Annotated in this window: 13 protein-coding genes and 1 pseudogene; 11 read left to right on the top strand and 3 right to left on the bottom strand. The window is 67.3% G+C overall.

The genetic code is table 11. The features are described 5' to 3' along the window. The first annotated feature begins 474 nt into the window (after window positions 1-474). The 6 genes from PBV52_RS33825 (at window position 475) to PBV52_RS33850 (ending at window position 9,820) form a co-directional block, all read left to right on the top strand. Window positions 475-1,587 carry a nucleotidyltransferase family protein gene (locus tag PBV52_RS33825; protein WP_274243530.1) on the top strand — a complete coding sequence of 371 codons (1,113 nt, stop codon included), beginning with the start codon at window positions 475-477 and terminating at the stop codon, window positions 1,585-1,587. A 72-nt stretch (window positions 1,588-1,659) separates the two neighbouring features. Continuing rightward, a complete protein-coding gene (locus PBV52_RS33830; RefSeq protein WP_274243531.1) occupies window positions 1,660-3,528 on the top strand; it encodes a non-ribosomal peptide synthetase in 1,869 nt (622 codons plus the stop codon). Next, complete coding sequence (locus tag PBV52_RS33835) at window positions 3,525-4,700, top strand: bifunctional 2-polyprenyl-6-hydroxyphenol methylase/3-demethylubiquinol 3-O-methyltransferase UbiG (RefSeq protein ID WP_274243532.1); 1,176 nt, start codon at window positions 3,525-3,527, stop codon at window positions 4,698-4,700. Before PBV52_RS33830 ends, PBV52_RS33835 begins: the two co-directional genes overlap by 4 nt. A 10-nt stretch (window positions 4,701-4,710) precedes the next feature. Next, the gene (locus tag PBV52_RS33840) at window positions 4,711-6,045 is read left to right on the top strand and encodes a condensation domain-containing protein (RefSeq protein ID WP_274243533.1); all 1,335 of its coding nucleotides are present in this window, start codon (window positions 4,711-4,713) and stop codon (window positions 6,043-6,045) included. A gap of 11 nt (window positions 6,046-6,056) precedes the next feature. Then, window positions 6,057-8,000 carry an ABC transporter ATP-binding protein gene (locus PBV52_RS33845; RefSeq protein WP_274243534.1) on the top strand — a complete coding sequence of 648 codons (1,944 nt, stop codon included), beginning with the start codon at window positions 6,057-6,059 and terminating at the stop codon, window positions 7,998-8,000. Window positions 8,001-8,014: 14 nt separating this feature from the next. Beyond that, window positions 8,015-9,820, top strand: coding sequence for an ABC transporter ATP-binding protein (locus PBV52_RS33850; protein ID WP_274243535.1), 1,806 nt, complete (start codon window positions 8,015-8,017; stop codon window positions 9,818-9,820). Between the two features lie 59 nt (window positions 9,821-9,879). On the opposite strand, the gene PBV52_RS33855 is transcribed toward PBV52_RS33850, so the two are convergent. Further along, window positions 9,880-10,272: a type II toxin-antitoxin system VapC family toxin gene (locus tag PBV52_RS33855; protein ID WP_274243536.1), complete on the bottom strand. Its 393-nt coding sequence runs from the start codon at window positions 10,270-10,272 to the stop codon at window positions 9,880-9,882. Beyond that, window positions 10,269-10,547, bottom strand: a complete 279-nt coding sequence (locus tag PBV52_RS33860) for a hypothetical protein (protein ID WP_274243537.1) — start codon at window positions 10,545-10,547, stop codon at window positions 10,269-10,271. Before PBV52_RS33860 ends, PBV52_RS33855 begins: the two co-directional genes overlap by 4 nt. A gap of 107 nt (window positions 10,548-10,654) precedes the next feature. Here PBV52_RS33860 and PBV52_RS33865 point away from each other — a divergent pair. From PBV52_RS33865 to PBV52_RS33885, 5 genes and pseudogenes are all read left to right on the top strand, one after another. Then, window positions 10,655-10,864, top strand: a pseudogene (locus tag PBV52_RS33865) (hypothetical protein); the annotation flags it as partial. 1,268 nt (window positions 10,865-12,132) lie between these two features. After that, window positions 12,133-12,846, top strand: a complete 714-nt coding sequence (locus PBV52_RS33870; RefSeq protein WP_274243538.1) for an ISAs1 family transposase — start codon at window positions 12,133-12,135, stop codon at window positions 12,844-12,846. A gap of 203 nt (window positions 12,847-13,049) precedes the next feature. Then, window positions 13,050-17,240, top strand: coding sequence for a LamG domain-containing protein (locus tag PBV52_RS33875; protein ID WP_274243539.1), 4,191 nt, complete (start codon window positions 13,050-13,052; stop codon window positions 17,238-17,240). 132 nt (window positions 17,241-17,372) lie between these two features. Next, window positions 17,373-23,795, top strand: coding sequence for an RHS repeat domain-containing protein (locus PBV52_RS33880; protein WP_274243540.1), 6,423 nt, complete (start codon window positions 17,373-17,375; stop codon window positions 23,793-23,795). A gap of 90 nt (window positions 23,796-23,885) precedes the next feature. Next, complete coding sequence (locus PBV52_RS33885; protein WP_274243541.1) at window positions 23,886-24,362, top strand: hypothetical protein; 477 nt, start codon at window positions 23,886-23,888, stop codon at window positions 24,360-24,362. Window positions 24,363-24,958: 596 nt separating this feature from the next. On the opposite strand, the gene PBV52_RS33890 is transcribed toward PBV52_RS33885, so the two are convergent. Beyond that, the gene (locus PBV52_RS33890) at window positions 24,959-25,144 is read right to left on the bottom strand and encodes a hypothetical protein (RefSeq protein ID WP_274243542.1); all 186 of its coding nucleotides are present in this window, start codon (window positions 25,142-25,144) and stop codon (window positions 24,959-24,961) included. Between the last annotated feature and the right edge of the window lie 229 nt (window positions 25,145-25,373).

Genomic DNA, 25,373 nt, shown 5'->3' on the forward strand with positions numbered 1-25,373 from the left:
GCGCATCGCCCTGGAGGCAGGCAAGGGTGCGGTAGGCGTGATCGGTGTGCAGTTTTGGGCACACATACATGACCAGAATTCGGGGTGTTGGCTTTCGGGCATCTTTGCTCGGCGATGGAACCGGGGGCACGGCAGCCCCGGCTAAGGTAAAGGTAAGGTAAAAAGTCCCGACGGAACGGTTGTCCGCACACTGCCGCACACATACGGTCGTCGCTTGTTTGATCGGAAGCTATGTTCAGCATGATGCAAACAGAGGTGGGTGGCCTCCTGTCTACCTCGGGTGTCCCCGGCCGCTGCGGTTCACGCGTGGTGGAGCCGTAGAGGAGATTTTGAAACGTTACAAATTGCAGTTTCTCTGGGAAAGGGCTGTGCATGCCTTTACGTGCGGGCGGCTTAGGCACTGGCGCCGACGGTAAGGATCCGAGTCTCGCTGACCGGATCGACATCATCAGGAGCGTTCTGCTGCCGTATCCGATGCCGGCGGAACCCGCCGTACGCACGCTTTTCGACAATCTCGTCGCGCGTCACGGAGCCGAGTCCGTCTTCACGACACTGCGCAGACGCGGCATAGCGCACGCGGCTCTGGCCACCCACGGCACCCATGCCGAAGTCGCCGACCCCAATGGTCTCTTCCAGCTCATCCAGCAGGTCAGCCAGACGGTGAGCCGGATCCACCGCAGGGAACTATGCCGCCTCGCCGAATCGTTCGAGGCGGTTGGCATACCGCTCATCTCCTTCAAGGGTGTGGCCATGGACGCGGCGCTGGGGAACACCCACGCGCCCTCGTACAGCAACGACATCGACGTCCTGGTGCCGAAAAGTCGCGTGTCCGAGGCGAGAGAGACCCTCCATGCGTTGGGGTACGTCCCCGGCCTCCAGATCCGGGCCGGCCGGGCGTATCGCACACCGTCTCGTGTCGTCGAGATGACCGAGGACTCCCTGTATTCCTTCGGTCAGTGCGCCCTGTTGGACCGGCTGGTCCCAGTGCCCGAGCTGGAGTCGCTGAGCGCGCGTGTGCTGGAGCACTTCGGGTACATGTTCTGCTTCTCCGACGGCAGGTTCCATCTTCGGCTTTCCGTAGATCTGCACTACAGCCTCAACCACCTGACCGACGACGTCGGGACACGGGTGAAGCCGTCGGAGAACGTCTGGCTGGAGGACACGGAGACGGTCGGCATCGATGGCGTCGGCGTGGTCACGCTCAGCCCGCGAGTTTTGTCCTGGGTGCTTCCACACCGTCTCTATGTGGACACCACGCTCCTGCGAGACACCAGCCTCAAGGCACTGTGCCACCTCAAACTGCTCTGGCATCACGACCGGTTCGAGAGAGAGCACGTGCGGGATGTCGCACTGCGCTACCCCTATCTCGCTCCTTCCCTCTACTACGCACTCCGCGCCATGGACCAACTCTGCGGGACCCAGGCACAGCCTCCCCTCGAACCGGAGCGGATCCGTACCTCCGCAACCCCGCTGATGAACGTCGGCGACTGCCTCCCCGCGTTGCTCGGCTTCGGCGTCGAAGTGACGCTCGGCGCGCTGGGAAGCAGCGGGACCGCCGATCCCGGGGTGACCACGCTCCTGGTCTGACCGGCTCTCGCAATCGGTCGGCGGATCCACGCCGACGCATCGTGGTCCACGTTTCACAGAGAGGCAGCCACCATGACCACGCTGAGGAACCCTTGGAGTCGCTGCACGCCTGTTGACCGTGAGGTCATCGAGCAGCTGCAAGGGGAGACACGATCCGTCGCGGCCGACGAGGTTCTGCGGCGCTTGCGGGAGCACTACCGCGATGCGGGCACTCGCATAGCCGTGGTGGACGGCGCACGCTCCTGGACGTATGCCGAACTGGGACAGCGGGTCTTCGGCCTCGCCCGACGCCTCAGCGAGCAGTTCTCCCTTGATACGACAGATCACAGCCGGGTGTTCGGGGTAGCCGTCGACCGCTCACCCGAACTGCTCCTCGCCGTCCACGCCGTGGCGTTGACGGGGTCGGCATACTGCCCCGTGGGCCCGAGCGATCCACCGCAGTGGCAGCTGGACGTCTCCGGCACAAGCGGCGCGACCGCCGTCCTCGTTGCCGACGACACAGGTCGCAACCTCTTCGCCAACGCCTTCTCCATCGGCATGGGCGGCCACGTCGAAGCGGACCTTGAGCCGTGGGCCGTCGGGATGCACAGCACCTCCCAGGTCATCTTCACCTCGGGGTCGACCGGTCGGCCCAAGGGCGTGATCTGCACCCACGGAGGTTTCGCCAACCGGATACGGTGGATGCAGGAGACCTTTCCGTTGCAGGCCACCGATCGAGTCGCCCTCAAGACACCCATCACTTTTGACGTCGCCGGCTGGGAGATGTTCTGGCCGCAGTACGCCGGTGCGGGGACGGTGGTCGTGCCACCCGGTGCTCACACCTCACCGGAAGCGTTGACCTCGATCTTCAACGAACACCGGGTGACCGTCGCTCACTTCGTGCCCTCCATGCTCCGGATGTGGCTGCGCGCGGACGGTGCACGCCGGTGCCCGGACCTGCGCATGGTCTTCTCCAGCGGGGAGGCGCTCGACACTGCCCTGGTGGAGGAGTTCACCCGCCAGTCCACGGCCGAACTCCACAACCTGTACGGGCCCACAGAGGCCGCCATCGACGTGACGCACTATCCCGCGAGCCGCCTTGCCCGCCAACCGGTTCCGATCGGGCGCCCGATCACCAACACCCGCATCTACATCCTGGACCAAGACGGGTTGGTGTGTCCCGTTGGAGAGCGGGGCGAGATCCACATCCAGGGCGCGGGCGTGGCATCCGGTTACCTCGGAGCCGGAGAGGAGGACGACGCGCGCTTCCGGTCCGTCCTCCCTGAAGCACCCCGAGGGTGGGGAACGTTTCGTACAGGCGATTTGGGCCGGTACACGGACGACGGTCAGATTGAGTACTGCGGTCGTCTAGACGGCCAGCTGAAGATCCGCGGCCAGCGCGTCGAACCGGCAGAAGCCGAGCATGCCCTGCGCCGGCATGGGCAGGTCCTCGACGCCCATGTGCGGGCCCATCTGTCCGGAAGCGGCCGCCTACTGCTGGTCGCCTACGTCGTGGTCGACGCCGCGTACAGCATGACCGATCCCGTCGGGGAACTGCACAAGTACCTGATGGAGCGTCTACCGGCCCGTTCCGTACCGTCGAAGTTGGTCCTCCTCGACTCTTTGCCCCTGACCGGGCACGGGAAGGTCGACACCAGTCGGCTGCCTACGCCAGGGCGTGCCCGGCCTGATCTCAAGTCGGAGTACCAGGAGCCGAGAGAGCCCCTTGAGCAGGTCATCGCCCGGATCTGGGCCCATGTCCTGGACTTGGACGAGGTGGGCGTGAACGACAACTTCCATGATCTGGGCGGCGATTCGCTGGCTGCCGTCGAAATCTCCTTCATTCTGACAGAGCGGCTCGGCCTCGACTACGACGACCCGCTCATCCCTCGCATCCTCATGGACGGTGACACCGTGGCGCGGTCCGCCGTCATAGCCGCCGAGGCGGGGATCCCACAGTGAGCCAGACCACAGGCCGGCCAGGTATCGAGCAGGCATGGCGGCACGTCTACGACCGCGCCTATCGGCTGGATCGCACGCCAACGGCTTCGCACCTCGACACCAGCGGATGGGTCAACACGTACACGGGGCAGCCTTACGAACCGGCCGAAATGGAGGAGTGGACCGAGGAGACGGTCGGCAGGATCCTGGAGCATGCGCCACGCAGGGTACTTGAAATCGGCTGTGGCACAGGGCTGTTGGGCAGCCGACTGATCCCCGTGACCGAGGCATACTGCGGGCTCGACTTCTCTGTCGGCGCCCTGCAACGCTTCAGCCTGGGGATTGATTCGACGACCAGGTCCGCCGTCTGTCTCCTGTTGGGCAGCGCCAAGGATCTCAGCCTGGTACCGAAGTGGGACTACGACTGCATCGTCCTCAACAGCGTTGTGCAGTACTTCCCCGACACCGCCTACGTGCATGAGGTGCTCCGGCAGGCCGTCGGGCTGCTCCGGCCCCCGGGAATCCTCTTCCTCGGCGACGTACGACACCGGGACCTGCTGGCAGTTCACCATGTCTGGCGCTCGTGGCGGGCTGCTCCCGACGGTACGACCGCGGGGGAGGCTCTCGCCGATGCGGAGAGACGCCACCGTGCCGATCGCGAGTGGAGCACCGTCCCTGCTGACCTGGCCGGTCTTCTCCGGTCCGTTGGCGCACAGCATGTCGAGTCCCGGCTCAAGGACGGCGCGTACCTGACAGAGATGAACCTCTTCCGGTACGACACCATCGGCTACTTCCAGCCGCCCCAACCGATCGCGGATCCTGCCGAGTGGCTGGTCTGGGAACCCGGTATAGAGCAGCGGATCGACTGGCGCAGCAGGCTGCCAGTGGGGATTCTCGGCATTCCCCACACACGCCTTGACCCGCCGAACGAGGCCGGACGCAGCCTGCGCGACGCCCCGGAGAACACGACCCTCGCATCACTGCGCATGGCCCGAGAGCCCCGCCGCGACGACGATCCACTGGCCGTCGTCCGCGGCATGGCCGCCGAACACGGCGCTGTGATCCGCACAAACTGGTTGCGGGACCGTGGCGGACACACGCTGGACCTCGCCGTCCTGTTCGAGAAAGACACCTCCGGGCCCGGATCGCTGCTGGTGCGCTGGCCCACGACCGGACACGGAAACCTCGAATGAGGAAGGGATCATGGCGGACTCCGGGCAGGGAACACTGCGGATCGACTACTCCGGAATCGGTGGCGGACGCGGTCCCGCTACCTGGGGGCAGCGCCATATCTGGGCGTCCTTCCTCGACAACCGGGGCAACCCGGCCCGATTTACCTTGCGCCGCGCATGGCACGTTCCGGTCGGCCGTACGGTCGCGGACGTCGTGGGCGCATTACGCGCGCTCGTTGAGCAGCACGAAGCCCTGCGGACCCGTTTCGAAGTCGACAGAGGGGCGCTGGTCCAGGTCGTAGGACAAGACGGCCTCTTGTCCTGCCCGGTGACGGATGCCGCCGCCGAGTGGTCCCAGGAGGCAGCACTGCGGGCAGCTTCGGAGTCGGTGGTTGCCGGCTTCGGGCCGGATGAAGAACCACCGGTCCGTTTCCAGATTCTGACCTTCCAAGGGACACCGCAGTGGATCGTCGCCGCGATCTCGCACCTGACCGTGGACGCCGAGGCGTGCGACAGACTCCAATCCGATCTTCATGGTCTACTGACGGAAGCCGGAACACCCTCGACTGCTACCTGCCAGCCCCTCCAACGAGCCCGGTTCGAGCAGTCGTCCGAGGGCCGATCACAGAACGCACGGGCGCTTCGGCACTGGCGAACGGTGCTCGAACGCCACCCCGAGTGGCTCTTTCCGATCCGCGCCGACAGCACGCACTCCTGGCACGGCGAACGATTCGCCGTCGTCCAGGCACACGCACCTGGGCTGGGACGGCACGTCGAACGAATCGCCGACCGCCTGCGCGTCTCGGCTCCGGCCCTGTGCGTCGCGGCCTTCTGCAAGGCGTTCGCGGCCTGCTCCGATGCAACCGCGTACCCGCTGGGTGTCACATTGTCCAACCGTGTTTTGTCGTGGTCCCGCGGATACATCGGCACCCTCGCACAGCACGGAGTCATCGGAATTCGGGACGTCCAGACGCCTCTCGATCAACTGGCCCGGCAGACATGGCACTCCCTCCTGCTGAGCCACCGTTTCTCCCTGTACGACCAGGACGACGTATTCGCGCTGATCTCGCAGATGTGCGGCAGGGAATGCGACTGGTTCGGGCCGGTGGCTAATTTCGTGAACTTCCAGTACCTGTCGTCCCTGAGTGGCGTGGCGTCTCCCGCCGAGGATCCCGCGGGGCGGGAGCTGGTGTTCGCGGATCTGGATCCCCAAAAGGACAGCGCCGTACGGTTCGGCCTACACATCGGCTCCGACGCAACGGACCTCATAATCCGGATGTCCGTGGACCAGGCCTGCATACGCACGGAATCGGTACGCGAAGCCATCGCAGGCGCGGCCTCCGAACTCTGGTCGGCCAACGGATAGAGGAATTCCTGATGACGACGTTCGACCCGCGCGATCCTAGGTTCCCTTTAGGCGCTCTGCACCCCGCGCAGTTGCGCGCCCTGTTCGCCGAACGAGTGCGCCTTCTGCGGCTGCTGCCGCTGATCGGCCTCGGCTCGCTCTCAGCGCTGCTGGCACTGATCACGGTCACCGTGCTGACCGGACCGGCCATGGCGCTGCTGACGGGAGAGCTGCTGGACCGTATCGTCCAGGACGACGGCTTGACCGGGGCAGCCTGGGTGATCGTCGGCCTTGGCGGGATGTTGCTTCTCCAGCAGTTGATCCGCCCCATGAGCGAACTGGTCACCACAGGCGCCACCCGCAGGATCGACGGCGTCCTGCGCGAGCGGATCCGGCAGGTGGCACTGACACCGGCCACCATCAGCCACCTGGAGGAGTCCGAGTTCCAGGACGACGCCCTGCGCGCGAGTGAGATCGGCGAGGGATGGTGGGTACGCTCCGCCGGAACCGCGGCCTGTAGCAGCCTGCTGCTCACTGGCCGAGTCCTTTCCGCCACTGCATCGGCGGTGGTACTGGCCCTGTACTTTCCGTGGCTCGCCGGCTTCCTGCTTGCGGCCTCGCTGCTCAGCCGCTCCTTGCAACGTCGTCAGTGGACCCACCTGGTCACGGTCGGGGACCGACTGACCGGCGGTCAGCGCAGAGTCGACTACCTCGACGAACTGGCCGCCGGGCTGGAGGCCGCCAAGGAGATCCGCCTGTTTGGCCTCGCGGATTGGCTGGTGATACGCCGAGCATCCACCCACTGGGAACTCCGCGCCCCGTACTGGGCGCTGCGCCGCAGCCTGCTGCGCCGACAAGGTCTGACGACGGCGTTGTCTGCGGCGTGCGGGGCGTCTGCCCTACTGGTTCCGGGCCTGGCGGCAGCCGACGGAAACATCAGCGTCGGCGCACTGGGTTCCTGCCTGGCCGCCGCCACTGGCATCTTCCAGATCACCTTGATGGGCTTCGAAAGCTTCGACATCGAGTACGGCAAGGGCGCTGTTCAGGCAGTCGACCGACTCTTCGCCCGTTATGGCGACCCGGACGAGCGGTTCGGTGAAGCCCCGGCAAACGTGGGAATCGAGGCACCGGAAACCGACGGTCGACATGCACCGCTCATACAAATCGACCAGGTGACCTTCCGCTACCCCCACGCCGCCCAGCCAGTGCTGCGCGAGCTGAACCTGACGATCCATCCGGGCCAGGTGCTCGCAATCGTCGGGGTCAACGGAGCCGGGAAGACGACCCTGACCAAGCTCCTGGCAGGACTGTACCGGCCCACCCACGGGCGGATCACCGTCGACAACCAGACACTCGGAGACCTAGACCCGGCCGTTCTCCGCCGCCGTCTGAGCGTCATCTACCAGGACTTCCTGCACTACCCGGCCACTGTCCGCGACAACATCATCCTGAGCGCACCAGAGCATCCTCCGCAGAGCGGTGACGAGGAGGTGCTGGCCGCCCTGCACCGCGCCGGAGCGGACGGACTGCTGCGCTCACTTTCCGAGGGCCTCGACACACAACTGTGGCGTACGGGAAGCGGCGGCCGTGACCTCTCAGGCGGGCAGTGGCAACGTCTGGCCCTGGCCCGAGTGCTCTATGCCACCGCCCACGGACGCGATCTGATCGTGTTGGACGAGCCCACAGCCAACCTGGACGCCGAAGCGGAGACAGAGTTCTTCGACAAGGTGGTCGCCACCGTCCGCTCGAGTGGTGTCTCCGTCGTGCTCATCTCCCACAGGCTCTCCACCGTCCGCAATGCCGACCGCATCGTGGTTCTGAACGACGGCCGCATCACCGAATCCGGCAGCCACGACGATCTGCTCGCCTTCCCGGATGGCAGCTACGCCCGTCTGTGGCGGCTCCAGGCATCCCGGTTCACCGGGGAGCAGAACCCCGAAACGGTCACTGCCGACACCGGCCCGCACGCCGAGTAAGGAATCCCTGCACCGTGACGAACACCGGCCCCGACTGGGCCTCCCGGATCTGGACGCTCCGCCATATGCTCCGGCTGTCCACCCGGGCGGCGCCGGCGGTGACTGTGCTGAACGTGCTGCTGATCCTGCTGCTGGGAGGGGGCGTTGCACTCACGGCGGCGAGCCAGCGGATGATCGTCGATGCTGCCGGGCACAACGCGATGCCTGCCGTGCTCGGCGCTGCGGCGCTCGGTGTGATCGCCCACGGCGCGACCTTCGTCCTCCAGCACATCCAGGGTGAGGTCCGCCAGGACCTCACCGTGCGGGTCGCCCGGGAACTCGACCACGAGATCCTCACCCTCGCTGCCCGCATCCCCACGCTCGAACACCTTGAGCGACCCGACTTCCTCGACCGTGTCACCAACCTTCGCCGCGGTACCCAGGCCCTGGCCGCCTCTGTCTGGCGCGTGGCCCAGGCCGCTTCGTCGGTGATCAGTCTCGGACTCAGCGTGTGGTTGCTTGCTGCCATTCACCCTGCTCTACCCCTGCTGGCCTTGTGCGCGGCCCCGCTCCTGATCCTCACTGGCCGAGGGCGCAAGCACTTTCGCACGGTGCGGGACGACTGCGCCGAGTACGAACGGCTGGAACGCAATCTCCACGAGCTCTGCCTGCGCCCCGAGTCGGCCAAGGAACTGCGGATCGCGGGTAGTGGTCCGCTCCTGTCAGCGCGCGCGGGGCGACTATGGGGCGACACGACCGACCGGCTCATCCGTGCCCGGCTGCGCGGTGCTTTCTGGGAGAGCCTCGGCTGGATGGTATTCACTCTGGCATTGAGCGGTGCGGTGGCGCTGACGGCGCACCTGTACACGACCGGCTCCGCTGGGCTCGGCGACATCGTCATGCTCGTCACTCTGGGCAGTGCCCTCAGCCGGCAGATCGAGACGGCTCTCTTCTCCCTCGGCGTCGTAGCCGAAGCAGGTCACGTGACCGGCCACTACTTGTGGCTCAGGAAGTACGCGGACGCCCAGCCCGCCGGGACCGAAGCGGCTCCCGAATCCCTCACGTCCGGCATCAGCATGCGCCGCGTCACCTTCCGCTATCCGGGTACGGACATACGGGCCTTGTCGGACGTCGACCTCGACCTTCCGGCGGGCTCCGTGGTGGGCCTCGTCGGCATCAACGGAGCCGGGAAGACCACTCTGGTCAAACTGCTGACTGGCATGTACCGGCCTGACGCGGGCTCCATCGGCGTGGACGGCATGCCCCTTGCCGACCTCGCCCCGGATGCGTGGGCAGCGCGGTGCACCGGAGCGTTTCAGGACTTCACCAAGTTCCAGTTGCTGGTGAGCGAGAACGTCGGGGTCGGCGACCTTCCTCACCTCGACGACCTCGACGTCATTGCGAACGCCGTCCTCCGCTCTGGCGCCGAGAGCGTCGTCCAATCCCTCCCCGGGCGGCTCCATACCCAACTCGGCACTGTCTTCGACGGGGTCGAACTGTCTCACGGACAGTGGCAGAAACTCGCCCTGGCCCGAGGGCTGATGCGCCGCAATCCTCTGCTCCTGGTGCTGGATGAACCCACGTCCGCTCTCGACCCACAGGCGGAGCACGACCTGTTCGAGCGGTTCGCCACGCAGGCCCGCGACGCCGCCGCACGCTGCGGCGCCGTGACCATCCTGGTCTCCCATCGCTTCTCCACCGTCCATATGGCCGACCTGATCGTTGTCCTGGAGGAAGGCCGAGTGGTTGAGCAGGGCACCCACACCGAACTCCTGGGGTCAGGCGGCCGGTACGCCCAGCTCTATACGGCTCAAGCGGCCGCGTACGGAGTGAAGGGATAGACCGAGCCGCGCTGAGCAGCAGCGAGCCGGAGGCCGCGGTCGGCCCGGCTCGCGCGGTGTCAGATCTTGATGATGCGGATGCCGGGATCGCACAGCATCAGGAGGTCCTCGGGGTCCGATGTCAGGACGGTCACGGGGGTGGGTGAGGCGAGTGCGGTGGCGGCGACGATGGCGTCGAGGGCGTATTTGTGGCCGTGCAGGCCGGCTGCGGCGAGGAGTTTGCTCGCGTGGCGGGCGATGGCTTCGGTGGGCGGGACGATGTTGACGCGGGAGACGGCGTGTTCGAAGCGGGCCTGGTTGGTCTTGGGGTCGCGGGCTTCGACGAGGGTGACGGAGCTGGTGATGACGCGGATGTCCTCGGCCTCGGCGGCGGCGAGCCATTCGGTGAGTTCGGGTGTGCGTCGTACGAGTTTGGACAGGCCTTCGCAGTCCAGGACGAGGGTGCCGCTCACGCGGCGTCCGCCGAGCCGGCCGCGTCGCCGCGCAGGAGGGCCCGCTTGGCCTCGACGGCGGCCTGGTCGACCGGTCCGTGCTCGGTCACCGCGTCCTCGATGAGCTCGCGCAACCGGTCCCGTTCCAGTTGGCGCTGGATGAGGGCTTCGACGTAGGCGGACATGCCTCGCTTGCCGGTGCGGGCCTTGAGGGCGGCGATGGTGCCTTCGTGGAGGGAGACGGAGACCGGGCGGACGGGGCCTTCGCCGGGAGCGGGGTCGGGAGTGGTGGCCATGGAGCCACATTAACAAAACTCTTGTTATTGGGTGGGGTGATTCTGCGCCGGTGCGGCTTGCCCGGAGGCAGGTGGCGCATTGCCTCGCGGGGTACAGATCCTCTGCGATCACCAAGCGCGATGATGTGTCCCGTGGACTGACGCGCGAGGAACTGCCGGCGCTGCCTGCGGCCGTGGACCTGGAGACGGCGAACCGTGCGCTGTCTCTCAGCCGCACAACGGGGTACGACCTCGCCAAGCGAGGTCGGTATCCGTACACGGTTCTGCGTCTGGGCAACGCCTACCGGGTCGTTACCGCAGACTTGCTCAAGCTGCTCCACATCGACGTACCCGAGCGCACAGGCATCGGGGAGCCGACGGCTGCGACACCCGAGGCGGAAGTGGGCGGCTTCTCGTCGAGCTGCTGTTGTTGCTGTGTGTGCCGCTGTGCTCGTCGGCGTGAGAGGTGTGAGCGAGGAGCCTGCGAGTGATGGCCATCGTCTCGTATGTGTGATCTCGACAAGCCGTGCCGCCATGGTGTTGTCAAGGAACTGCGCAGGCCGGTTCATCGCATTGCCAGGGGCGGGGAGCGCAAGGGGAGCGCGGACGCCTGTGGACAGTGCAACACGGCATACGAGCAGCGGGACCGTGATCGGCGCTCTGATCTGCAAAAACAGGATCTGATGCGACCAGGAGGCACACGCCATCACGATCTCTATCGATCTCGTAATGCGTAGGTCTCGGGTTCGAATCCCGAAGGCGGCTCCAGTAGAAACCGCAGGTCAGGCCTCTGGCCTGCGGTTTTTAGTTTTCTCGACCATGGGAATGCTGGTTTTGAAGGCTTGATGACCTACGTATCCGAATGCGTAGGTCGGAAGTTCAAGAGAGCGGGACGAGGCGGGCTCAGGCTGCGAGGAAAAGGGGTCTGACCTGCTGATTCTTCGGTCCTTGGTCTGGGGCGCGATAAGCCTTGAGCGGGTGAGGGTGCGCATGGGGAGCGCATCAGTGCAGGGGTAGTTCGAGGGCGGTTCGGGCAACGGCGCCGGAATATCCGGAATTGCGGCAACGCGATGGTCGTGGAGGGCCTCCTGGGAGCCGACTTCGGCTTTGTGCTCATACGGCAAGGGAAGGGCCGGCGGAAACCTCGGGGTGTACATGGATCGGTCTGATCCGGAGACCGCTCCCCCCGGAGAGTGGACCCGTGCCTCTCGAGCGGGCAGAGACAATCCGGCGTGCACCCTTGCCTTCCGAGTCTCTCTGATGGTCAGCCCGAAGATCAGGTTGGGCGGGCGTTGGCGCCCAGGCGCCGGACGACAGCTTCACTATCGCCGGATGCTTGCTGCCCCAGGCGTCCTGGAACTCCACGAGGCGTTCCATATGACGGCGAAGTCGGGCGTCAAGGGCTCGGCAGTGTCGTCGGTCCCAACACCTGGGCCAGGCTCGTGAACGGCGGCAGGGGCGGCAGCCCCGGCGGCGGCAAGCTCGGCGACGCCCAGGCCGTGGCCGGGCTGAAGGCCGCGTGCATCACCCGCATCTACTCCAGTAACTGCACCGACCGCAACCGCGAGAACGAGCCTCCAGGACATCCGGGTCGGCACCATCAACGGTGTCATCGCTGCTGGCGCCCTGCGACCTGACCGGCATCACGGTCACCGCGGACGCCCTGCACTGCCAGCGCGATCACCCACGGTTCCTCGTCGAGACGAAGAAGGCGCACTACGCCTTCACCGTGAAGCGCAACCAGAAGAACGGGCACCGCCAACTCACCCGTCTGCCCTGGGAGAAGGCGAGTGCGAAGTTCTACGACCGCACCGACGCACGCGGACACCTGGAGCCCCAAGTCGTGCCGGCCTTGCCCATCACCGACCTCGGCGTCGACTTTCCCCACACGGTCCAGGTCAGGAAGATCGTCCGGCACCGCATTCAGCGCAAGACCGGCAGACGCAGCCGCGAGACGGTCTACGGCATCACCGACCTGACCAGACGCGAATCCTCCCCCGAGCACATAGCGAAGATCGTCCGTTCACGGTGGATTGTCGAGAACCGGCTCCACTTCGTCCGCGACACCACATTCGCTGAGGACGCCTCCACAGTCCGCACCGGGCTTGGCCTGGACAGCATGGCCACCCTCCGCAGCTTCGCCATCAACACCCTGCGAGCCACCGGCCACACGAACATCGCGGCCGGACTCCGCGAGATGTCCTACGACAGCTTCCGCCGACCGCTGGACCTACTCGGCCCCTCCTGGCCAGCACTCACGCAAAATCAAAGGACTTTGCAACAGCCCTGGGGAGTTGGGGCCCCGGACAAAGCCCATTGACAGGTTGGAGGGGTGGCCAGATAGTGATCTTCACATTATGAAGATTGTATGAGAGGCCTGGCGTGGCTGAAAGAACTCGGGGGAGAGCTGCCGTCGGCGCGATCTCCCTACTGGTTGGGGCGTTGCTCACGGGGCAGCTACCAGGATCGTCCCTGCCCACCGCGGTCGCGCAGACCTCGGATGCGGCCCGGGCGCAGTCCCCCATGGCGGACGACCCCGCGCCGGACACCCTTTCCCCCGACATTGACCGGGCACGGGAGCAGGCTCAGCGGGACAAGAAGCAGGTGGAGGTCGTCTCCGAACGCGGGGCGAGCCGCGAGGTGTTCGCCAACCCGAGTGGCAGCCTCACCGAGATCACGCATCTGGAACCGGTGCGCACCCGTCGGGCAGGCAAATGGGTCGACATCGACACCGGCCTTCGGCGGCTGGACGGCGTCGGCATCGCGCCCGTCGCCGCCGCCGATGTGGTGTTCTCGGCGGGCGGCAGCCGGGACCCGCTGGTCAGGATGGTCAAGGCGGGCCGGGAGCTGTCCCTGTCGTGGCCCGGTGCACTGCCCGACCCGGTGCTTTCCGGATCGTCCGTGACCTATCCGGAGGTCTTGCCGGACGTGGACCTGCGGATGACCGCGGAGCCCGACGGCTTCTCTCAGGTCCTCGTTGTCAAGAGCGCCGAGGCAGCGGCGAACCCCGCGCTCTCCGAACTGAGAATTCCCATGGCCGGCAAAGGACTCACCGTCCGTTCCACCGGCGCGGGGGGACTTGAGGCGGTCGACACCCAGGCGGGAGGCGTGGCCTTCGAGGCGGCACAACCGGTGATGTGGGACTCCCGTGAAGCCGACACCGGTGCGGCTGCGAACACGGGCGTGGGCACCCTGGCGAAGGCGTCGTCCGCAACGTCCGCCGGTTCCGACACCACCGCCAAGTCCGCTGCCTCGGACGCCACTTCGGGTACCACTCCTTCCCCCGAGTTGTACGAAGGCCCGGGCGACGCCTCGGCGCGGGCCGACGTACGCGCCCACGTGACCGGGAACTCCCTGCTTCTCATCCCCGACCCGGAGTTGCTCTCCGGCGAGGACACCCGCTACCCGGTCTTCATCGATCCGGCCTGGTCCTCACCGCGTGCCTCCGCCTATGCGATGGTCTCCCGCGCCTTCCCCGACTCCGACTTCTACAAGTTCGACGGCGCCGCCGACGCGGGCCTGGGCTTCTGCCCGCCGAACTTCACCGGTCTCCGGTGCGCGCCGAACGACGCCAAGCGCCTGTTCTACAAGCTTCCCGTGACCAGCTTCGCCGGGAAGAGCATCACCAGCGCCGAGTTCGTCGTCCGCGAGACGTTCGCGTACAACTGCGTCAAGCAGCCGGTGGAGTTCTGGCGCACCAAGCCGCTCACCTCGACGACGTCCTGGAACGACCAGAAGGCCGCGGGCTACTGGATCGACCAGATGCCGACCGTGACGGCGGCCAAGGGCGCGACCGCCGCCTGCCCGGACGGCGACCTGGAGTTCAACGCCAAGGACGCGGTCGTCTGGGCCGCCGCCAACAAGCAGAGCTCGCTCACCTTCGGGCTCAGGGCGCCGAACGAGAACGCCGAGAACCAGTGGAAGCGCTTCGCGGGCAACGGCTTCCTGCGCGTCGAGTACAACAACCCGCCGAACCAGCCCAAGCAGTCGCAGCTGACCATGAGCCCCGGCGGTAGCTGCACGCCGACGCCCAAGGCGGTGAACGTCATCCCGAAGGCCACGGCCGTCCTGTCGGACCCGGACAAGGACCAGGTGTACGCCGAGTTCAAGGTCGACTGGGACGCCGGCGACGGCTGGAAGGAACACTGGAACTCCGGCCGAATCGGCCCCAAGGCCTCCGGGCAGCCGTTCACGGTCAAGCTCCCGTCGACCATCCCGCAGAACGTCAAGGCCGCGTGGAGCGTTCGCGCCTCGGACGGCAAGCTGTGGGGGCCCTGGAGTTACGCCGGTGACACCCAGACCGCCTGCAACCTGACCTACGACTCCAGGCACCCGGCCGCACCGACCGTGGTCTCCCCGCAGTACCCCGCATCGCACACCGACGACCCGCTCGACCCGTGGCTGGACGGGGTCGGACGGTACGGCCGCTTCACCGTCGACTCGACCGCGCAGGACGTGACCAAGTACTGGTTCGGCCTGAACGCGGACCCGACCGCGGCCAACGAGCGCAAGCCCGCGACTCCGGGAGCGGCTGTCACGATCGACGTGATGCCGACCCGGCCGGGGCTCAACACCCTCTACGTGCAGGCCTGGGACGCCAACAACAACGACAGTACGATCGCCAGTTACCAGTTCCGGGTGGCCACCGGCCAGCCCGAACGCGCCGCCTGGACTCTCGACGCCCCGGCCGGCTCGACGCAGGACCCAGGCAGCGGCGGCACCCGGCCCGCTCTCCTCGACGGCACCGCGGCACTCGGTGGACCGGGCGTCCGAGGCACGGCCCTCACCCTGAACAGCGCGGGTGCCACTGACGGTTACGCGGCCGCCGCTCCCCATCTGCTTGACAATGACGGCAATTTCACCGTCTCCACCTGGGTACGCCTGGACTCGGACGCCGCCACCGCCACCGCGGTCAGCGTCGACGGCACCTTCCAGGCCGGCTTCTACCTCGGTTACGAGAAGGGAAGCGGGCGCTGGGCGCTGCGCGTGCCCACCAAGGACGCGGCCGGTGCCGACTTCGGCGTCCAGCGGGTGCTGTCGCCGACCACGCCGGAGGTCGGCAAGTGGACCCATCTCGCGGCCGTCCGTGACGCGGCGGCCGGCCAGTACACCCTGTACGTCGACGGTGTCGCGGCCGGCACGTCCGCGGTCACGACCCCCTGGCACGCCGCCGCCAACCTCCAGTTCGGCCGTGCCAAGTACAACGGCGCCCATGCCGAACCGTGGCAGGGCGCGATCGACGAGACCGCCGTCTACGACCGCCCCCTGGGCGCGGAGGACGTCGGTCGGCTGGCCCGCCATGAGCCCGTGACCACCGGCCGTCCGGCCAAGGCGGCCTGGAACTTTGACGACGCGGCCACCTCCCAGGTGGCGAAGGGCGCCAGCCAGGTGAACCCGCTGGTCCTCAAGGGCGGCGGCGGTACGTTCGGCGTCCCGGGGAACGTGGCCGGCGCCCTGGATTTCAGCTCCGCCAACAACGCTTACGCGAGCACCGCCGGGCCCCAGCTCAACACCCTGCGCAGCTTCTCGGTGTCGGCCTGGGCCAGACTCCCCAAGACGGAGTCGACCGCGGCGCAGATCATCGCGACGCAGGCCGGCGCGGAGCAGAGCGGTTTCGAGCTCTACTACTCGGGCTCGTACCGCCGTTGGGTCTTCAACCGGTACAACTCTGACGCCGAGGGCGCCCAGTCGACCCGGGCCATGGCCAACCTCGGCAAGCCCGCCGCCGACCAGGTCTACCCCGGCGACAGCTGGCATCATCTCCTCGGCGTCTACGACAGCATGGTGAAGGAGCTGCGGCTCTTCGTGGACGGCAGGCTCGTGTCCACGGTGCCCTTCACACCCGCCCCCTGGGACGCCACCGGTCCGGTGCAGGTCGGCGCGGGCTCGTACGGTGGACGGCCCGACTCGTTCTTCAAGGGGCAGATCGACGATGTGCGCCTGTACGACCGGGTGGTCTCCAAGGACGAGGCCGGTGATCTGTTCAAGCAGCACCCGCAGGTGAAGGGGCGCTGGAAGTTCGACACCACCACGGCGGGGTCGCCGGCCTCCAGCCCCGACGACAGCGCTGGCAAGCGGCCGGCGGTCCTGGGGGCCCAGGCGACCGTGCAGCCGGGCGCCGGCTGGGTCGGCGCGGGCGGTTTGGTCCTGGACGGGCTGGACGACTACGCCGCCGCGGCGACGGTCCCGGTGAACACCAAGGAGAGCTTCACCGCGACCGCTTGGGTGAGCACCGCGGCCCGCCCGCAGAACAAGGTCACCGTCCTGTCGGCGGAAGGAGCCGTCAACAGCGCCTTCACCGTGCGGTACGCACCGGACCCCACGGACCCGCAGAACCAGGGCGGTTACGAACTGGAACTGCCCAGCGCGGACACGGCGAGCGCGTCCCGGCCCGTGGTGCGGCATTCGAGTTTCCAGTCGGACTTCGAGTGGGACCACCTTGCGGTCGTGTACGACGCATTCGCCGACGAGGCGCGGTTGTACGTCAACGGCCACTTGGAGCAGGTACTGGACGCCATGTCGTGGCGGGCCAACATCCTGCCGTTCCAGGCGACCAGGCACCTCGAGTTCGGACGCAACAAGGAGAACGGGACGCCCGGCGAGTACTGGCCGGGTGTGATCGACGACGTGTGGATGTTCTCCGGCGTGGCGAGTGACGCCCAGATCGCCAAGCTCGGCAACGGCGAATCCCTGGACACGGTCCCAGGACCGTAGCCCCGGACTCGGGCGGCCGACGAGGCGTTTCCGTGGCCCCGTGGGACCCGTGGACCCGCGAGCACGCGGGTCCACGGGTCCCACGACTGACCAGAACCAACCCCCCACCCATCAACGTAAGGAACAATCGGGTTGTCCAGACCCATACGGTCGCGTCGCGCGGCCCGCTTCCACCGGTACACCGCCCTGGCGGCGGCCGCGCTCATGGCCGGCTCACTGTTCCAGGCCGAGCCCGCGCTGGCCGCTCCGAAGCCCGGCGATGCCAGGCACGCACCGCCCGTCGAGGCCGACCATCCCGTCCCCGGCAAAGCGCTCAAAACCCTGCCGCGTAAGCCGGACGGGCTGGCTTCAGGCCCCCGCCGTGCTCCCCGCGCCACCTGGCCGAAGGCCCGCGCCGCGCAGGTCACCCTGCCCGCCGCAGCCGCCCCGGGTACCGCCGGCAAGAAGGCGGCGAGCGCACCGGCCCGGTCCACCGCCGTCGCACCCCTGCGCGTACCAGGCATGCCCGTCCGGATGCTGGCCGACCCAGCGGCAACCGGCCCCACCAAGGCCAAGGTGCGGCTCCTGCCGCGGGACACCGCCCGCGGCCTCGGCCTCGAGGGAGTTCTGCTCTCCGTCAGCGCCACCGACCCCGCGAGCACGTCCTCCGGCGCCCGCCGCGTCGGCGTCAGCCTGGACTACTCCGCGTTCGGCGAGGCGTACGGCGGTGACTACGGCGCCCGGCTGCGCCTGGTCACCCTGCCCTCCTGCGCGCTGACCACGCCGAAGCTGCCCCGCTGCCGTACGACCACCCCGGTGGCCGGCCGCAACGACAGCGAGAAGCGCACGGTCTCCGCCGACTCCGTCGCGCTGCGTCCCGCTGCCTCCGCCGTTGTCCTCGCGGCCGTGGCCGACCCCGACGGCGGCTCCGCGGGCGCCGGCGACTACACCGCGACCCCGCTGTCGTCGTCCGCCGCATGGCAGACCAGTCTTCAGACGGGCGACTTCTCCTGGTCCTATCCCCTGACCGCGCCGACCGTGCCCGGCGGACTGCTGCCCAAGCTGTCCGTCGGCTACTCCTCGGGCGCCGTGGACGGCCAGACCACCACCAGCAACAACCAGTCCTCCTGGGTCGGTTCGGGCTTCGACATGAACACCGGCTTCATCGAGCGGCGCTACAAGCCGTGCGGTGAGGACGGTGACTGGAGCAAGGACGACGCCCCCGGCGACCAGTGCTGGGGATACGACAACGCCACCATCAGCTTCAACGGCCGTGCGGGCGAGCTGATCCCGGCCGGCAAGAACACCTGGCGGATCCGCAACGACGACGGCACCCGCGTCGAGAAGCTCAACAACGCCAAAGAGCGGGCGAACGGCGACGACGACGGCGAGTACTGGAAGGTGACGACCACCGACGGCCTCCAGTACTTCTTCGGCTACAACCGTCTTCCCGGCTGGAGCACGGGCAAGCCCGAGACGAAGTCCACCTGGACCGTGCCCGTCTTCGGCAACAACGCCGACGAGCCCTGCCACCAGGCCACCTTCGCCGCGTCCTGGTGCCAGCAGGCATGGCGCTGGAACCTCGACTACGTCGTCGACCTCAACGACAACGCCATGTCGTACTGGTACAGCCCGGAGACCAACTCCTACGGCCGCAACCGCGTTGCCGCCGACGACACCCCGTACGAGCGCGGCGGTGTCATCGACCGCATCGAGTACGGCCAGCGCAGCAACACGCTCTTCACCGCGAAGGCCGCCGGCAAGGTCGTCTTCACCAACACCGAGCGGTGTATCCAGCCCACGGCCGCCGCCTGTGCCCCCGCGGAGATCGAGAAGAACGCCACCCGGTGGGAGGACACGCCGTACTACCTGAACTGCAAGGCGGGCACCGACTGCGACAAGGGCCGGTTCGCCCCGTCCTTCTGGTCCCGCAAGCGGCTCTCCAAGATCACCACACAGATCCTCCAGCCTGCGGGCGGCTACGCGGACGCCGACGCTTGGGCGTTCACCCAGACGTGGGGCGACGCGGACATCGACCGTTCCCTGCTCCTGGAGTCGATCCAGCACACCGGCCTGTCCGCCACCCCTTCGATCACCCTGCCCAAGGTGACCTTCGGCTACAAGCAGGCGCCCAACCGCCTCGACCGGCTCGGTGACGGCATCGCGCCCTTCATCAAGTACCGGCTCGCGGGCGTCTCCGACGAGTCGGGCGGGTCGATCGACGTCGCCTACTCGGCCCCCGAGTGCGACTTCGACGCGCTACCCACGCCGGCGACGAACACCACGCGCTGCTTTCCGCAGTACTGGCAGCCCGCCGGCGCACCGGACCCCGTCCAGGAGTGGTTCAACAAGTACGTCGTCACACAGGTCACCGCGACCGACCGCACCGGCGGCGCCGACGACATGATCACCAAGTACGCGTACCTCGACGGTGCCGCCTGGCACTACGCCGACGACGACGGCCTGACCAAGGAGAAGCACAAGACCTGGTCGCAGTGGAACGGCTACGGCCGGGTCCAGGTGCAGTCCGGCGGCTGGGACGGCATGCGCTCGCAGACCGAGCACTGGTTCCTGCGGGGCATGGACGGTGACCGCAAGAACACCGCGGGCGGCGCCAAGTCGGTGACCGTCGCCGACGGCGAGGGCGGCACCCTCACCGACCACGAGGCCTTCCAGGGAACCGAGTTCAAGACGATCAACTACACCGCGCCGGGCGGCACGGTGGAGAGCAAGACCGTGAGCACCCCGTGGCGCAAGGAGACCGCCAAGCGGGTACGGGACTGGGGCACCGTCACCGCGAACCTGACCGGCACGGCCGCGACCCGCACCTGGGACCGCAAGCACGACGGCAGCTGGCAGCAGACCTCCACCGCGACGACGTTCGACGATGCGGGAAGGGTCATCGAGGAGAGCGACCTCGGTGAGGCCGCGTCCGGCGACGAGCAGTGCACGATCACCTCGTACACCGACAGCGCCGCCAACTGGCTGCGCGCCCTGCCCAAACAGGTCGAGGTCCTCGACGTGGCGTGCGGCACGGCTGTCACTTACCCCGCTCACCTGCTCTCCCGCAGGATCAACACCTACGACTCCCTCGCGTTCGGAGCCGCACCGACCCGGGGCCTGCTCACCAAACAGGAGGAGTTGGTCGGCTACACCGGCACCAAGCCGAACTACCGTTGGAAGAGCACCGGTTACGACAGCTACGGGCGGGTGCGGTCCACCTCCGACTCGTCGGGCGCCAGCAGTACGACCGTCTTCGCGCCGGCGACCACCACCAAGCCCGGCACCCTCACCGTGAAGGGCACCGAACTGGTCGCCGGCACCCCGTCCAGCGCACAGTCCGTCGTGACCGAGTTCGACGGCGTCCGCTCGCTGCCCACCGCCACGATCGACGCCAACGGCAAGCGCAGCGAAGCGGAGTTCGACGCGCTCGGCCGGCTCACCAAGGCCTGGCTCGCGAACCGGCCGAAGGCCTCCAGCCCGACGCCCAGCCTGGAGTACGACTACCGGATCTCGGAAGGCGCCATCGCCGCGGTCGTCGCCAAAAAGCTGATGAACGACGGCAGTCAGCAGGCGTCGTACATCCTCTACGACGGCTGGCTGCGGCCCCGGCAGTCGCAGTCCGCCGGCCCCGATGGCGGTCGGCTGATCGACGACACGTTTTACGACGAACGCGGCCTGGTCGAGCGGAAGTACGCGCCGTACTACGCCACCAAAGCACCGGAGGCCAAGCTCTTCGGCGTGACTGAACAGGGTGCCGTGGACACCCAGGTCGTCAACGAGTACGACGGCCTGGGCCGCCAGACCGTCACCCGGACGCTCCGCGGCAACGGCGTGGGGGTGGAGCTGTCCCGCACCACGAGCACCCACAGCGCCGACCTGGTCACCGTCGACCCGCCGACCGGCACCACCCCGACCGCGACGGTGCTCGACGCGATGGGCCGGATTAAGGAACTGCGTGAGTTCCACGGGGCGTCGCCCGTCGGCGCCTTCGACAGAACGCTGTACGAGCACGACCGCAACGGGCACCTGACGAAGGTCACCAGCCCGGACAAGACGGTCCGCTCCTACACCTACGACCTGCTCGGACGCCAGCTCACCTCCACCGACCCCGACTCGGGCACCACGAGGACGACGTACGACGACGCGGACCGGGTCACCACCGCGACCGACGTGGGCCGGCAGAAGACGATCGCCTTCGTCTACGACCGGCTCGGCCGGCACACCGAGACCCGGGAGAACTCCGCCACGGGCCCGCTGCTGGCCTCGTGGACCTTCGACACCGTGCGCAAGGGGTACCTGGCCAGCTCCACCCGCTATGTCGGGGGAGCGAGCGGCGCGAAGTACACGCAGACGATCAACGCGTACGACAACCTGTACCGACCGCTGCGCACGACCGTGTCGATCCCGGCCTCGGAACCCGGACTCGGCGGCACCGCGGGCGTCAGCTATCAGACCAACACCACCTACAACCTCGACGGGACCGTCAAGTCCGCCAGCTACCCGGCGGCGGGGAACCTGCCCGCCGAGGTGGTCGCACCGACCTACGACGGGCTCCAGCGCGTGGTGAAGGCCGAAGGGCTCAGCACCTACGTCGGCAACGCGCGCTACAGCCTCACCGGCAAGCTGGAGGAGCTGGAGCTGGGCGACGCCGGCAAGCGGGTCTGGATCAACAACACGTACGAGCCGGGCACCCAGCTGCTGTCCACCAGTCGCACCGAACGCGAAGGAATCGCCGGGGTCGACCGCGCGGTCACCTACGACTACGACGACTCGGGCAACGTCAACTCGGTCACTGACGCCTCGCGCCAGGGCACCGACCGGCAGTGCTTCCGCTACGACTACCTCCAGCGGCTGACCGAGGCGTGGACACCGGCCGGTGATTGTGAGCAGGCCCCCGGCGCCACCGCGCTCGGCGGACCGGCACCGTACTGGCAGTCGTACACCTACACAGCGGCCGGGAACCGCGACACCGACACCCGGCACGACCCCACCGGGAAGACCGCCGGTGACATCACCCGCACCTACCGCTACGACGAGAACGGCAAGAACCAGCCGAACACCCTGACGTCGGTCTCCTCCACGGGCGCCGTCACCGGCAAGGACACGTACACCTACGAGCCCGGCGGCGGCACCGAGTCCCGTACGCCGAGCGGCGGGGCGAAGCAGACGTTCGCCTGGGACTCCGAGGGCAATCTCGCCTCGGTGACCGAGGGCTCCTCGACCACCCAGTACCTGTACGACGCCGACGGCAAGCGCCTGATCAGCCGCGGGCCCGGCGGTGTTTCGACGCTGTACCTGGGCGCCACGGAGATCACCTGGACGAAGGCCACCGGGAAGACGACGGCGCGACGGTACTACGACCTCGGCGGGGCCGGCGCCGTACGTCAGGACGACGGCTCGCTCTCGTTCGTCGTCGCCGACCACCACGGCACCGGCGAACTCGCCATCGACGCCACGACCCAGGTCATGGTGCAGCGCCGGAACATGCCGTTCGGCGGAGCACGCGGCACGGTGCCGCAGGCCGGAAGCTGGCCGGGCACCAAGGGCTTCGTCGGCGGCACGCAGGACCCCACCGGTCTCACCCATCTCGGAGCCCGGGAGTACGACCCGGAGACGGGCCGCTTCCTCAGCGCCGACGCGGTGGTCGATCCGGCGGACCCGCAGCAGCTGAACGGCTATGCCTACGGGCACAACAACCCGCTGCGGCGCAGCGACCCGACGGGCAACTACGACCCGGACATGATGGCGTGGTGCCAGGACAACCCCGGCAAGTGCGTGGGTGGAAGGATCGTCCCCAGCAAGCCCTCGAAGCCCAAGAAGAACCCGAACCCGGGGATGGACAAGAAGCGCGCCCATATGCCGGCGGTGCAGAGCGAGCGCCTCAAAGACCTCATCGAGGAGCTCTACATCCGGGAGCGGGTCGCGGACTCGGACGTGGTGGGCGACGGTAAGACGGCCACGGCCTTGATCGAGGAGATGAACGAGGGCAAGGCCTTCGGAGGTAAAGGAACGAGTTGGCACATCGAGAAGGCCATCGCGAAACTGGGCGGTCTGCGTGACCTGTTGGAGGAGGACCGGAAGGCCAAGGTGGACACCGGAAAGGGGATTCTCTCCGACTCCGACCGCAAGGTCGCGCTCAATGAATCGAAGGAACTATGGACAGCCCTCAACGCGGACGACGTGGCCGGGGAGGTGACGAAGAGGGTGAAGGCGAAACCGCAGGTTGCGAAGACGCTGTCCAACCTCATCAAGACCGTCATCTCGGCGGAATCGATGAGCGAGGTCACCGGGCAGAAGTTCGCCGTCCCCGCGAACCTCCACCCGAAGGCGCCCCAGCGGGCCGTGCCCTCGGGAGAGAAGATCAAGGGCCGGGGCTTCGCCAAGGCGTTCGGAGTGGTGGGTGGCGCTGCCGGCGTCGCGCAGTTCCCGGCGGACGCCTACAACTACGGATTCGAGGAAGCGTCGAAGCAGCTCACAGAATCCCTGACGGACCCGCTGGACGTGGTCCCCGACGGCCAGGGCGCGGGATGCCTGTTCTTCGGTGACTGCTATGTGGTGACCCCGATGGCCTGACCCCACCCGCACCACCCACCAGAGACGCCACCGTCCGGGAGAATTCTCCCGGACGGTGGCGCGGTATTATGCAGCATTATACGAAGGGGCATGGACATGCAAGGAATCTCATCGGATCAATTGGTCACGCAGCTCATGCGACTGCTTCCGGAAGTGGAGCCCTATTTCGAAAAGGCGGCCGAGCGCCACGATCTGAGTGTGTCGCAGGTGACCCATTGGGAGCAGATAAACACTCATCCGGGGACGCTCCTGTCTGAAGTTCTTGTTTACCCTCTGTTCAAGCCCATGATGAAATCTCCGGAAATCGACGTGGACGCGGAGGATTTTCTGAAGCGTTGTTTCGAGTTCATTGAGGCGCTTGAGGAGGACCCTACGGGTTGGCTGGTGGACACGGCCTACTTCACTTTCGTGGAATTTTTCTTGGACAGTGATGAAGTGCTCGACCGCGCCTTCAGGTTCGCCTGGCCGAAGACCCGGGCGGAGATCCTGGCGATGCTGAGACGCTGGAACGTCCCCGTGGACCCGTCCTGGGAGGACCCGTCAGGGGAGAAAGGACAGCAGGAATAGAACGGCCACGGTGAGAGGCGATACGTGGATTGGCGCAGGTTCGGGGGCGCCCGGTCGGGGGCGGCGGCGGAGGATCTGCCCACAGTGGACGAGAAAGAGCTCCAAAGTGCCGGCTGTCATGGTCGGCAAGTTCGCCGTCCCTGACGATGAGACGCGCGCGCATGTCTTCTGGAGACCGTTTCCGCCTGCCTCAAGAGACCCGTACGTGGTCGGTGTGATTCCGACAAGCCGGGCCCTCGGGCCGAGGAGGGCGGGTCGCCCATGCGCGCGTAGTGCTTCGTGGGACGGCGGGGAGCGCAAGGGGAGCGCGGACGCCTTTGGACGGTGCAACATGGGCTGCGATGAGCGGGACCACGACATGTGCTCTGATCTGGGAAAACTGGATCTGGTGCGACGGCGAAGCACAACCCGGCATGGCCTCTGTCGGCCTCGTAATACGCAGGTCTCGGGTTCGAATCCCGAAGGCGGCTTCATCAAACCCCAGGTCAGATAGTCGTTGACCTGGGGTTTTCTGTTGCTCGGGGCATGGCGGGGTGCGCGGCCGGGCACCGTGGGATGGCTTGCGTGAGCGATGCGTGAGCGGAGGGGGCTCGGCCCTACCTCTTGGGCTTCTTCCGCTGGGCCTTCTTCTTGCCCTCGGCGGCGTTCTCGCCGACGTGGGGGAGGACGCTCTGATAGATGTCCCGCGTAATTCGGGTGTCGCTGTGCCCGAGGGTGTCCGACACGATCTTGATGTCGATGTCGGCAGCGAGGAACTGCGATGAGATCGCGAAGCGGTCCAATCTGCTACCTGAGTGGCTGCGCGATGTGCACACGGTCGTCAAGGGAGAAGCTGCCCAGCGATGGCAACGCATCGTGGATGAACTAACGGTGGCAGGAGACTCGCGTCTCTCTGATCTCGTGGACTGACGTCTTGCAAGGGATGAGATCGCCATTTCCAGATCGGTCAACTGGGGCCCCAGACCGTGTGCCAAATGCTCGCGCATGTTCTGCGGAGCCTGTTGACGACTT

Origin of the sequence: Streptomyces sp. T12, assembly GCF_028736035.1 — a bacterium.
Taxonomy (GTDB): domain Bacteria; phylum Actinomycetota; class Actinomycetes; order Streptomycetales; family Streptomycetaceae; genus Streptomyces.